Raw genomic sequence first — 12463 nt, 5'->3', positions numbered from 1 at the left:
TTAATGGAGGGGATCTTTATGGAAAATATTCAGTTGAGATTGGAAGCCGAGAAAGCTGAAATTATAGAAGATAGAAGAGAATTTGTATGTTACAACTCCAAAAATAAGAATTCAAAGATCAGATGCGAAGAAAACAGTGTTTCCGGTGCAGTTAGCCAGAGAGCCTGTGTGTACTGTGGCGCAAGAGTAGTACTAAATCCTATAACAGATGCCTTCCATTTAATACATGGACCAATAGGGTGCGCAGCTTATACCTGGGATTTGAGGGGCAGCCTGTCTAGCGGTTCGGAATTGTTCAGAAACAGTTTTTCAACGGATTTAAGTGAGACGGATGTTATATTTGGAGGAGAAAAAAAGCTGAGGGAAGCTGTTGATGAGATTGTTAAAAAATTTCATCCCAAGGTTATTTTCATATATGCCACCTGCATAGTGGGAGTTATAGGTGATGATATAGATGCAGTCTGTAGAAGTGCTGAAGAAAAATATGGAATAAGGGTAATACCTGTAAAGTCACCAGGATTTTCAGGAAATAAATCCACAGGTTACAGAGCTGCCTGTAATGCCATATTGAAGCTCATAGGAGATAAAAAAAGTGATAAGAAAGTGAGTGGAATAAACTATCTTGGGGATTTCAATCTGGCAGGAGAAGTCTGGGTAGTGGAAAATTATTTAAAGAGAATAGGCATTGATATTGTTTCAAAACTTACAGGTGATGGAAAAGTTGACGAAATAGTCAGGGCACCCGAGGCAAAGCTCAATATAGTTCAATGTGCCGGTTCCATGGGATATCTGGCCAAGCAGATGGAGGAATTATATGGTATTCCATTTATAAAAACAAGCTTCGTGGGAATTCAAGATACTGAAAATTCACTGCTTCAGGTTGCAAATATTGTGGGAGATGAGGAAACTGTAGAAAGAACTCGGGAACTTATAAAGGCTGAAAGTGAAAAAATACAGCCGGAGCTTGATTATTACAGGGGCAGACTTAAGGGTAAGAAAGCAGCTATATATGTAGGCGGAGGTTATAAGGCCATATCTCTTATAAAGCAGTTCAGGGATCTGGGAATGGAAACTGTAATGGTGGGAACACAGACTGGAAAACCTGAGGACTATGAAATAATAAGGCAGATTACAAAAGATGGAACAGTAATACTTGATGATGCAAATCCCTATGAACTTGAGAAATTCATGGTGGAAAAAGGAGCAGATGTACTTGTGGGCGGCGTCAAGGAAAGGCCTCTTGCATATAAGCTGGGAGTTGCATTTTGCGATCATAATCATGAGAGAAAGCACATACTTGGGGGATTTCAGGGTGCTGTAAATTTTGCAAAAGAGATAGATTTAACTGTAAACAGCCCTGTTTGGGACTATGTATAAAAAATTTGAGGAGATGATTGGAATGGGTAATAAAAAACTGGTCAATGTGGATGTAAATCCGTGTAAAATGTGCATGCCCATGGGAGGAGTAATGGCCTTCAAGGGAATAGAAAACAACATGGTTATTTTACATGGCTCTCAAGGCTGTAGTACTTATATAAGAAGACATATGGCAACTCATTATAATGAACCTGTTGATATAGCATCATCTGCTCTTACCGAACAAGGCACTGTGTACGGAGGTACAAAAAACCTTAAAAAAGGTCTTAGAAATATGATTAAGATGTACGAGCCCACTACTATTGGTGTAATGACAACCTGTCTTGCGGAGACTATAGGAGAAGATACCAAAAGAATTGTAGAAGAATTTTACGAGGAAGAAAAGGATAATGAAAAGATAAAGCATATAAAGATAATAACTGCTTCAACTCCGGGGTATGGAGCAACCCAGGCCGAGGGATACTATAGGGCGCTGAGAAGTATTGTGGAACAGGTCTGTGAGAAATCTGAAAGTACAGGTAAATTGAATATAATATGCGCCAACCTGAATCCGGGAGATGTGAGAAATATAAAGAGAATACTTGATGATTTCAAGATAGGATATACCATTTTACCAGATGTATCGAATACCCTTGATTCCGCACATAATGACAAATACAGGAGGATACCCAAGGGCGGCACAAAAATAGAGGATATTAAAAAAATGCCTGGAGCAGCAGCCACCATTGAAATGGGAATTACCGTATCCGATGAAAAGTCTCCAGGAATGTATTTGCAGAATAAGTACGATGTACCTCTTTATAAATGCCCTATTCCCATTGGCTTTAGAAATACGAACCAGTTTATTGATCTGGTAGCGAAGTTGACTGGAGTTCATATTCCGGAGGAATATGTAGTTCAGAGAGGAAGATATCTGGATGCCATGATTGACAACCATAAGTATACAGGGGAAGCCCTGGTGATGCTGTATGGCGAGCCGGAGCTTGTATATGCAGTTGCCAGACTCTGTCTTGAAAATGGGATACTTATAAAGATGGCTGCAATGGGATCTAAAAATCCTGAACTTCGCCGCAGACTCAAGGAGGAACTTAAAGTTCAAAAGGAAGATTCCATAGTTTTGGATGATACGGATTTTGGCACCATGGAAAGTTATGCAGAAAAGCTGAAAATCAATTTGATGCTTGGAAATTCCGATGGAAGGAGGATGGCAGGAAAACTGAAGCTGAAATTGATAAGGATAGGATTTCCCATACATGACAGGGTTGGCGGTCAGAGACAGGTTATAACCGGATACACGGGTTCTTCGTTTTTAATAGATTCTGTGGCAAATGCAGTTCTGGAGCATACTCAAAATACTTATAGGGAAAAGGCATATAATGATTTTTATGCACCTATGGCAAAAATGGAGAAAGAAGAAAAATCAGCTGGTGATAAAACCTGCACTCATCCATGTTTTGGAGACAACGCACATAAATTTGCCAGAATGCACATACCTGTTGCACCTAAATGCAATATAAGCTGTAATTACTGCAGCAGAAAATATGACTGTGTAAACGAAAGCAGACCGGGGGTTACAAGCGGGGTGCTTAGTCCTGAGGAAGTCCTTCAAAAATTCAAGGCGGTGAAAAGCAAGATGAAAAACCTGACTGTGGTGGGAATAGCAGGACCTGGAGATGCTCTGGCAAACTTTGATGAAGTGAAAAAATCTCTTGAACTCATAAGACAGTATTCCACTGAAACAACTTTCTGTCTTTCAACCAACGGGCTTATGCTTCCTTTCTATGCAAATCAGCTGATAGAGCTTGGAGTGTCGCATGTTACAGTTACGATAAATGCTGTAGACAAGAAAATAGGGGCAAAAATATACAGGGAAGTCAATTATTTAGGACATAAATATACAGGGGAAGAGGGAGCTGAAATACTTTTAAACAACCAGCTCGCAGGGCTCAAGTATCTCTGCTCGAAAGGCATAGTATGCAAAGTAAATACAGTTATGCTCAAGGGTATAAATGACAATCACATAGTGGAAGTTATAAAAAAGGCAAAAGAGTGCGGGGCATATATGACAAATATAATGCAAATGATACCTGTACAGGGAAGCAGATTTGAAGATCTGCCGCTGGTTTCAAATGTGGAATTGAATGAAATGAGAAAAAAATGTGAAGTTGATATAAAGCAGATGTATCACTGCAGGCAGTGCAGGGCAGATGCCATAGGAACTCTGTCGGAGGATCACTCTATAGATTTTAGGAATATAGGCTGCGAAGGCTGCATAAGCAGGTGCTCCGGTAAAGTAGAAAAAAATGAGACTGAAGAAACTGCCCCTGAGGGTGGAAAATATAAGTTTGCAATTTCTTCTAAATCGGGCATTAACATAGATCAGCATTTTGGGCATGCTAACGAATTTTATATATATTCCTATGACCAGGGCAGCATAAGACTTCTGGAAAAAAGAAATGTAGATAAGTATTGTATGGGAATTTATGATTGTTTGGATCAGGAAGATAAAATGTCTAAAATAATGAGGACTATAGGTGACTGTGATGGAGTAATCGTGCTGAGAATTGGAGATGATCCCAGAGAAAAGCTGGAGGCGAAGAATATAAAGGTTATGGAGATGTATGATTCCATAAACAGGGCGGTGGTAAAAGCTGCAAAGGAACTTGAAAAAGCTGCCGAACCTGAAATTTTGTCTATTACTGAGATTGATAACTGATAATTTTCAACTGTGAATTGTGAATTGAATGAGGGGGTGTATAAAATGTCCATTGTAATAGACAAACATAGAAAGATCATTATAGACAGAACATTGCCTGAAATTGTGAAAGCAAATAGAAACATTGATCTAAAACTGACAGCCGAATTTCTTGCGCTTATTAAAGATCTGGGAGTGGATTTTATAGAAATAAACCAGGAAGTGGTTGAAAAAATCACGGAACTGCCAGAAGGACTCAAATATATATGCAGATTTGAAAATGCATTTGACGCACAAAAATTTAAATATGTCATTTTAAATTATAAAAAGCTGAGATATTTGGATGAAAATTCTCTGGAAAAATTAAAAGACAAGAAAATAATGCTTGAAGTCAGTATCAGGGATTTAGATAAAATTGCTATGGAGGAATCTGATAAGATATTCAACAGCATGGATGTGGTGTGTATTAGAGTAAAAGATGTGGTAAAATACAATTTATCAGGCTGGAGTAGATTTATAGAAGGTATAAAGGACAGATTTTCTGTCTATGTTGATTTTTGTGCAAGCAATAAATATTATATGGCCACTTCTGTCAGTCTGGAAGCCTGTGTCGACGGAGCGGACTCTGTATCTACAGCTTTTAATGGACAAATTTACAATATGGCACCCCTGGAGGAAGTTGTTTTAGCCCTTAAAATCATAAAAAATGGAGAGCTTCACGGTAATTTAAAATTACTGGCAAAAGCGGTGGGAGTTTATGAAAAACTTACAGATAAAAAAGTATCCCCCATGAAAGCTGTAATAGGAAAAGATATTTTTAAATACGAATCGGGAATTCATGTGGATGGAATAGAAAAAAATCCTCGAAATTACGAACCTTACAATCCCTGTGATATAGGTGGAACGAGAACCATGTATATAGGCAAACATTCGGGTAAAAAGGCTGTCATGGTCAAATTGAAAGAACTCAATGTGGACTATGAGGGTGTGAATATTGAAAAATTTTTGGATAAAATAAGAAAAGTGAGTACTGAACTCAAGAGAAATATTTTGGATGATGAATTGCTCAAAATGTTCAACGACTTTAAAAAATCAGCTTGAAGTAGAGCTTATCTGAAAGAAGGTGTGATTGTGGATGTAAAGATAGTTGATACTACTTTAAGAGACGGCGAGCAAAAAGCTGGTATAGCTTTTGGAGTAAATGAAAAAGTGAGAATTGCAAAACTTATCGATGACATGGGAATTTATCAAATAGAAGCGGGCTGTCCGGCTATGGGTGGATATGAGAAGGAAAGCATTAAAAGAATTGCAGGTTTGGGATTAAAAAGCAGGATATCTTCATGGAACAGGGCAAATATCAAGGATATAGATGCATCCATAGATTGCAATGTTGATATAATTCATATATCTATTCCGACATCTGATCTGCAGATTAGTTCAAAACTGGGAAAAGATAAGAAATGGGTTTTGGACAGAGTAAAAAGGTGTGCTGCCTATGCCCTTGACAGAGGCTTTGAAGTCACCATAGGGATGGAGGATGCCAGCAGATCGGATATAAATTTTTTAATTGAATTCTGTAGTGCTGTTTCTGAAATGGGAATTAAAAGGGTGAGATATTCAGACACAGTTGGAATATCTTATCCCAGGAGGGTATTCTACAGTGTAAAAAAATTGATGCAGGAAGTACCTGTGGAAATTGAAATACACGCCCATGATGATTTTGGGATGGCTCTTTCAAATTCTCTCGGAGCAGCTGAGGCGGGGGCTAAATTTGTGGACTGTACTATATCCGGAATAGGTGAAAGAGCTGGGAACTGTGATTTTCTGAAATTTATGCAGGTGTTGAATGTAATTGTTGGTATGTCAAGAGCGCCTCTATAAAAGGCGTTCTTTTTATGGATATTTTTTATTCATAAAGGCAGTCATCATACATTATAAAAAATTTTATACAAGTAAGCCATACTAGATCATAATCATTACATTTGATGCTTTGATCACTGCCGTGGCTTCAGATCCTACTTTAAGTCCCAAGTTTTTTATTGCATCCATAGTTATGATGGAGCATATCTTGTTCCCATTTCCTATATCTAGTATTACCTCACCATTTACAGCTCCCTCCTTGATTTCAATTATTTTTCCCTTTAGTTGATTTCTCGCACTAATTTTCATGATTATATCTGTTCCTCCTTTGTGTTTATTTTATATATAAGTTTTTCTTATTAGAGTCTAATTATACTATAATTTAGAAAAATTTCATAACAGATATTTTATCAAAGAAACCATTAATAAGCTAGTATTTTGACGGATTTCGATTGTAAATACAGCCTAAGATATTATATGCTTGAAATATGTGCATAAACTAAATTTAGTAAAAAACTTTTATTTTCAGTACTTTATAGTATACTTAAATCAGGAGAGTTGAAAAAATTCATCTATATAATATAGGAGATAGCAGATGATCACGGGTGAATTGAAGAATAAAATAGATAGAATATGGGAGATATTCTGGACCGGAGGTATTACAAATCCGCTGGAGGTAATAGAGCAGTTTACATATCTTCTGTTTATAAAAGATCTAGATGATAATGAAACTTTAAATGAGAGCAATACTGAGCTTACTGCAGCCAAATTAAAAAAAACATTTCCGGAAAGTAAACAATATTTGAGGTGGAGTAGATTTAAGAATGAAGAAGCAGGGCAGCTGTACAAAATAGTGTCTGAAGGGGTTTTTCCTTTTATAAAAAACGTTTATGGAAATAGAAGCTCTGCATATTCAAAGTACATGTCAGATGCCATTTTCAAGATACCTACAGATCTTATGTTGTCTAAGATAGTTGATGCCATAGACAAACTTGATTTAGGCGTTGGAGATGTAGAGGGAGATCTCTATGAGTATCTGCTTTCTAAAGTTTCCACTTCAGGTACCAATGGTCAGTTCAGAACCCCAAGGCATATAATAAAGATGATAACTGAGTTGATGAAACCTACGCCAGAAGACATTATAGTTGACCCTGCAATGGGTACTGCAGGTTTTCTAGTTGGAGCAGAGGAATATTTGAGGAATAATTACAGTGATTTATTTTCAATATCCAGGCTAAAAGATCACTTTGACAACAAGATGTTCAATGGATTTGACATTGATAGAACTATGCTTAGAATTGGTGCCATGAATATGATGCTTCATGGAGTTGACATTCCAAATATTGAATATAGGGACTCTCTTTCTAAAAAAAACAGAGACATCGGAAAATATACGCTTGTTATGACAAATCCTCCTTTCAAGGGAAGCCTCGATTATCAGGCGGTTTCTGGAGATCTTTTAAAAATTACTAAAACTAAGAAGACGGAGCTTTTGTTTCTGGCACTTTTTTTGAGAATATTAAAGATTGGGGGAAGGTGTGCTTCTATTGTGCCAGAAGGGGTGCTGTTTGGATCTACCAAAGGTCACAAGGAGGTAAGAAAAGAAATAATAGATAACAACAAGCTGAAAGCTGTTATAAGTATGCCAAGTGGAGTTTTCAAACCTTATGCAGGAGTATCCACAGCGGTTCTTATATTTATAAAAACGGGCAGCGGTGGAACAGACAAGGTATGGTTTTATGATATGAAGTCAGATGGATTTTCGCTGGATGACAAGAGAAGACCTGTGGCAAACAACGATATACCTGATATAATAGCAAGATTCAACAACTTAGAAGGTGAAACGGATAGAAAGAGAACTGACCAGAGTTTTTTTGTGCCTGTATATGAAATAAGAGAAAATGATTATGATCTTTCTATAAACAGGTATAGGGAAGTAGAATATAAGGAAGTTCATTACGATGAGCCTAAAGTTATTCTTGACAGAGTAAAGAGACTTGAAAAAGAGATATCAGATGGTATAGATGAATTGAGTAAAATGATTGATTGATTATATTATAATCTTAAATTGTGGTGATATGGGGGGATAATAGTGAATAGACAGGATTTAATAAAAGCCGCAGAGGATTTTGTTGAGAACTCAAAGTACAATTATATAGGTAAGAAAGAAGCTATTTCAGAAGATGTCATAGGGATGAAAATTTTCGAGAAACCGATCTTGGTATTTGGATCTGCCAGTGACGAGTATTTTTTACTGTTGAAGAAACCGTATGCAGTTGGAAAACATTTTATGGCACCGAAAGAATGGCTTCCAAACTCTAAGACTGTTATATCCTTTTTTCTGCCTTTTAGTGAAACAGTCAGGAAGGGAAATAAAAGGGACATGTTGTGGCCTTCTAGAGAGTGGCTTCATGGGCGTATTGAAGGCCAAAATTTTTTAAATAAACTTTGCAATCATTTGAAATCAAAATTAATGGAAGAAGGATATGATAGTGTAGTACCTTCCTTGGATGAAAGGTTTTGGTCAGTGAAATTTGAAGGTAGTCCACTACATCCTGAATTGTCCTTTACAAGCAACTGGTCTGAGAGGCATGTAGGTTTTGTATGCGGTCTTGGATCATTTGGACTTTCAAGGGGGCTTATAACGCAAAAGGGCATAGCCGGAAGAATTGGAAGCATTGTTACAGAATTATATTTATCTCCTGATGAGAGAAAATACAAGGACATATATGAATACTGCATAATGTGCGGTAAATGTGCTGAGAATTGCCCCTCCAGGACCATATCCGTAGAAAGAGGAAAAGATCATATTGTCTGTGCCAGATTTTTAGATGAAACATCTGAAAAATATAAGCCCAGGTATGGATGTGGAAAATGCCAGGTTGAAGTACCCTGTGAATTTAAAATACCTAGGGGAAGTTACTAGGTCAAGTGATTTCTAGGTTCAGATGCAGTCTGCTAGTGAGAAATGCTTTTTTTCATCTGAACCTCATTCGAAGCTCTGAAGAAAAATACTAGGTATAAAAATATGTTGAAAAAATTAAAGAAAAATTTTGGCTTATAGAATAAACCTTCATCATTTTAGCTAAAATATATGTATGTTGAAATAATTATGAAGGGAAGTTTTATAACTATGGATAATAATTTACTGGAAAAGTTCAAGAATAAATTGAAATCACAAAGAAGGGAAGCAGAGGATCTATTGATACAGATGGAAAGGAATGACACTATAAAGTCCAATGAAGAATTTTCTTCTGAATTGTCTGCTTATGACAATCACCCTGCAGATAGTGCCAGCAGCCTGTACGATAAAGAGAGAGGATTGGCTTTTCAAAAAAATGAGGAAATTATTATAGGGAAGATAGACAGTGCGTTGAAGAATATGGAAGACGGTACCTATGGAATGTGTAAAAAATGCGGCAAAGAGATAGAAAAGGAACGTTTGGAATATGTTCCCTATGCAGAATACTGTGTTCACTGTCAAAAAAATATGGACAATTTAAAGCCTGTAGAAACAAAAAATAGACCTCCGGAAGAAGATGTACTTGAAGATGTCATGGAGGACGGATATGATAGGCATACTGAATTTGATGCGGAGGACAGCTATCAGGCAGTTGGAAAATTTAATAAAAGGAAAAATATAGCAGAGGAATACAGGGATGAAGATGAGGAATATGTGGAACCAGTGGAGTCAATAAGCAATGACCAATATAAAAATCAACTTCCTTAATGTATATTGAATGACTTGAAGTTATGCTTAAAATATTGATATTGAATAGTTGGAGGTGTTAATTATATTAAATTTTTTGAGAGGAGAGGGAATTGATGAAAAATTAATTTCTGAAATAGAGTGTTACCGAAATTTTTATAAGGTGAATCCTGATATAAAATACAGAATACCCAAACCTAAATACAATTATTACGGGAAAGAAATTTGGGAGGAGGCAATTACAGCTGTTCTCTGTGGAGAGAATCTTCTTTTAGTTGGTCCTAAGGCAAGTGGAAAAAATGTTTTTGCAGAAAACCTGGCAGCTGCTTTTGGGAGGCCCATCTGGGATATTTCTTTTCATGTCAATACGGATTTTTCATCTCTTGTGGGAGCTGATACATTTAAAAATGGACAAGTCATTTTTAGAAAAGGTCCAATTTATGAATGTGCCACATTGGGAGGCTTCGGAGTTCTTGATGAGATCAATATGGCGAGGAATGAATCCATTGCACTTCTTCATGCTATCCTGGATTTTCGAAGAATTATTGACATACCAGGTTATGACAGAATCCCTCTGGAAGATGCTGCCAGATTCATTGCTACGATGAATTATGGATATGCAGGTACTAGAGAACTTAATGAAGCTCTGGTTTCGCGTTTTATGGTTATTGAAATGCCAACAATTTCTTCCAAGAATCTTATGAAGCTGCTTAAGCGAGAATTTCCTAATATGAAAGATAAATATCTTGAACAATTTATAGGTCTGTTTAAGGATCTTCAAAAGAAAAGTGAAAGCTCGGAGATCTCTACGAAATCCGTAGATCTAAGGGGGCTTATTTCTTCTATTCATCTTATAGACAAGGGCTTGAAAGCATCTGAGGCTTTGAAAATGGGCATTACAAATAAATCTTTTGATGGCTTTGAAAGAGAGATTATAGAAGACGTTATTCGCCTGAGAATACCAGAAAGGGCGGAAAGGAGTGAAATTTTTACAGATTAACTATGCAGGAACAAAATGATGAGATAAAAAGAGCCAATAATATTATATGGAATGCTTCGTCTGATTACTCCTTCAATTCAAAAATAAAGGCATATGATAAAAATGGAAAAGCTGATCTTTACTTGAATTATATTATAGGAGCTGTTCATAAATACTATGACTATTCACTTTTAGAGGGATTTTTTAACTATTTAAAAAAAGACACTAACTGTGAATTATTGAAAGAGTTGACATGGATAGCTTTAGAAAATTGTACTTATAAAAAAGCAAAAAATGAACGACTAGTTCTTGAAAATCTGCGGCGTGATTATTCAAAAAAATTTCTTGACGGGTGTAATCCAGATTTGTCTTTTGACATTATAGATCAGATCAAGATAGCTCATTTTGAAAGAGCGTTGGGTGAAAAACCTAATACAACAAATCTAGCACTTACCATTTTAAATGATTTAGAGTTTGATGAACATATGAATACAAAGCAGATTATATCTCGTATGAAGGAGATTATAAAAGTTTATTTTCAATATGGACCCCGCTTTTTATCAAAAAATATACTTCCAACATCACATAAGGACAGAAGTATTTTTCAAGTAAAGGTGAAGGGAGCGAATTCTAGGCATAATTCATTTTTTAAACGTCCTAAAAATGAATTACGCAGAGCTTTTAGTTGGCTTAAATCTGTAGATCAAATCAATAAATACGATAGAAAATTTATGCAGGGGTATTATGGAGTTTCCATTTTGCAAGAACCGCGGATAAAGGCTTTAGAAAAAATTTTGTGTGTTGGAAACCATAAAAATTGTCATGTTTATTTTACAAGAGGGGATTTTGATGTTCATATTAAAAGTAATATTAGTACAGTTAAACATCGAGGTGATGTTTTAAAACAAAGAGAAAAAAATAATATACATTATAATGAAAATTTTGCAAGAAATAATAATAACATCTTAAAGTTGACGAATAAAATTAAAAATGTAATGCTCATTAACCGTGAATCTTCCTGCAGAGCGGAAAGGGGAAAACTTATAGTAGGAAAGATTTGGAGAAGTCTTTATCTTTATGACAATAAAATTTTTATAAAAAATCTTAAAAATGATATCAGAGATCTAACGGTGGATATAATGCTGGATGCATCATTATCACAAAAAAATCGTCAGGAAATTATTGCAACGGAAGGATATATCATAGCTGAAAGCCTTACACGCTGTCAAATTCCTGTAAAAGTCTACTCTTTTTGCAGTTTTCACGATTATACAATTATCAATCTTTTTCGTGATTATGATGAAGTTGACAAGAACAATAGGATTTTCAATTATACGGCTTCAGGATGTAATAGAGACGGTTTGGCTATACGTACTGCACTTCATATGATGAAAAAATTAAACTGCAGACATAAAATGCTCATAGTCCTATCTGATGGGAAACCCAATGATATGCAGTGTATCCCTGCAAGTGGAACCAATCCTGTTGAATACAGTTATTCAGATGATATGGGTGTAAATGACACTGCTTTGGAAGTGAGGAAAGGTTTGCAGCAGAATGGAGTTTACGTCCTTGGTGTTTTCACAGGACGTAATGAAGATCTTCCTGCTGCCAAGAAGATATACGGCCGCAATTTAGTGTATATAAAATCTCCAAAAAGATTTGCTGATATAGTTGGGATCGTGCTGCAAAATAAATTGAATAACATGTATGAGTAAAAATTAGGTAAATGATCAAAGATATTATGTACAATTTGAAAACATATAAAATTTATAATAAGTGGACTTTGGAGGAATTCAAGGTTGAAAATTAAAGTATGAATTGGAAACATAGTAAAAGCGCA

General features: G+C 36.0%; 10 protein-coding genes. 9 read left to right on the top strand and 1 reads right to left on the bottom strand.

Annotation, left to right across the window (positions count from 1 at the left end):
• Window positions 1–18 precede the first annotated feature (18 nt).
• The 4 genes from nifE to ACFHWD_RS07040 are packed head-to-tail and all read left to right on the top strand — an operon-like array spanning window position 19 to window position 5953.
• Window positions 19–1377, top strand: a complete 1359-nt coding sequence (nifE, locus tag ACFHWD_RS07055; RefSeq protein ID WP_378061183.1) for a nitrogenase iron-molybdenum cofactor biosynthesis protein NifE — start codon at window positions 19–21, stop codon at window positions 1375–1377.
• A gap of 22 nt (window positions 1378–1399) precedes the next feature.
• Window positions 1400–4093, top strand: a complete 2694-nt coding sequence (gene nifB, locus ACFHWD_RS07050) for a nitrogenase cofactor biosynthesis protein NifB (RefSeq protein ID WP_378061181.1) — start codon at window positions 1400–1402, stop codon at window positions 4091–4093.
• A 45-nt stretch (window positions 4094–4138) separates the two neighbouring features.
• Window positions 4139–5173: a homocitrate synthase gene (locus ACFHWD_RS07045; RefSeq protein ID WP_106010185.1), complete on the top strand. Its 1035-nt coding sequence runs from the start codon at window positions 4139–4141 to the stop codon at window positions 5171–5173.
• 30 nt (window positions 5174–5203) lie between these two features.
• A complete protein-coding gene (locus tag ACFHWD_RS07040) occupies window positions 5204–5953 on the top strand; it encodes a homocitrate synthase (protein WP_150355464.1) in 750 nt (249 codons plus the stop codon).
• 81 nt (window positions 5954–6034) lie between these two features.
• Here ACFHWD_RS07040 and ACFHWD_RS07035 read toward each other — a convergent pair whose 3' ends face one another.
• Complete coding sequence (locus ACFHWD_RS07035) at window positions 6035–6241, bottom strand: molybdopterin-binding protein (RefSeq protein ID WP_150355465.1); 207 nt, start codon at window positions 6239–6241, stop codon at window positions 6035–6037.
• 286 nt (window positions 6242–6527) lie between these two features.
• Here ACFHWD_RS07035 and ACFHWD_RS07030 point away from each other — a divergent pair, with 286 nt between their 5' ends.
• From ACFHWD_RS07030 to ACFHWD_RS07010, 5 genes are all read left to right on the top strand, one after another.
• Window positions 6528–7982 (top strand): class I SAM-dependent DNA methyltransferase, encoded by a 1455-nt coding sequence (locus ACFHWD_RS07030; RefSeq protein ID WP_150355466.1) that lies wholly within the window; start codon window positions 6528–6530, stop codon window positions 7980–7982.
• 42 nt (window positions 7983–8024) lie between these two features.
• Entirely contained in the window at window positions 8025–8858 is an 834-nt protein-coding gene (locus ACFHWD_RS07025; protein ID WP_378061177.1) for a 4Fe-4S binding protein, read from the top strand.
• 207 nt (window positions 8859–9065) lie between these two features.
• Window positions 9066–9662 (top strand): TraR/DksA C4-type zinc finger protein, encoded by a 597-nt coding sequence (locus tag ACFHWD_RS07020; RefSeq protein ID WP_378061175.1) that lies wholly within the window; start codon window positions 9066–9068, stop codon window positions 9660–9662.
• Window positions 9663–9726: 64 nt separating this feature from the next.
• Window positions 9727–10641 (top strand): AAA family ATPase, encoded by a 915-nt coding sequence (locus tag ACFHWD_RS07015; RefSeq protein WP_150355519.1) that lies wholly within the window; start codon window positions 9727–9729, stop codon window positions 10639–10641.
• Between the two features lie 2 nt (window positions 10642–10643).
• Window positions 10644–12338, top strand: a complete 1695-nt coding sequence (locus tag ACFHWD_RS07010; protein WP_229981245.1) for a hypothetical protein — start codon at window positions 10644–10646, stop codon at window positions 12336–12338.
• Window positions 12339–12463: the final 125 nt, after the last annotated feature.

Origin of the sequence: Clostridium sp. MT-14 (assembly GCF_042436595.1) — a bacterium.
In the GTDB taxonomy this organism is placed as follows: domain Bacteria; phylum Bacillota; class Clostridia; order Clostridiales; family Clostridiaceae; genus Clostridium_B; species Clostridium_B aromativorans.
Note: the sequence above shows the minus strand (reverse complement) of the source record. Positions and strands in the feature narration are given on the sequence as shown.

Coding starts and splice junctions, on each gene's coding strand:
- ACFHWD_RS07045 (WP_106010185.1), top strand. CDS start 4,139: ATGTCCATTGTAATAGACAAACATAGAAAGATCATTATAGACAGAACA.
- ACFHWD_RS07020 (WP_378061175.1), top strand. CDS start 9,066: ATGGATAATAATTTACTGGAAAAGTTCAAGAATAAATTGAAATCACAA.
- nifB (WP_378061181.1), top strand. CDS start 1,400: ATGGGTAATAAAAAACTGGTCAATGTGGATGTAAATCCGTGTAAAATG.
- ACFHWD_RS07030 (WP_150355466.1), top strand. CDS start 6,528: ATGATCACGGGTGAATTGAAGAATAAAATAGATAGAATATGGGAGATA.
- nifE (WP_378061183.1), top strand. CDS start 19: ATGGAAAATATTCAGTTGAGATTGGAAGCCGAGAAAGCTGAAATTATA.
- ACFHWD_RS07010 (WP_229981245.1), top strand. CDS start 10,644: ATGCAGGAACAAAATGATGAGATAAAAAGAGCCAATAATATTATATGG.
- ACFHWD_RS07035 (WP_150355465.1), bottom strand. CDS start 6,241: ATGAAAATTAGTGCGAGAAATCAACTAAAGGGAAAAATAATTGAAATC.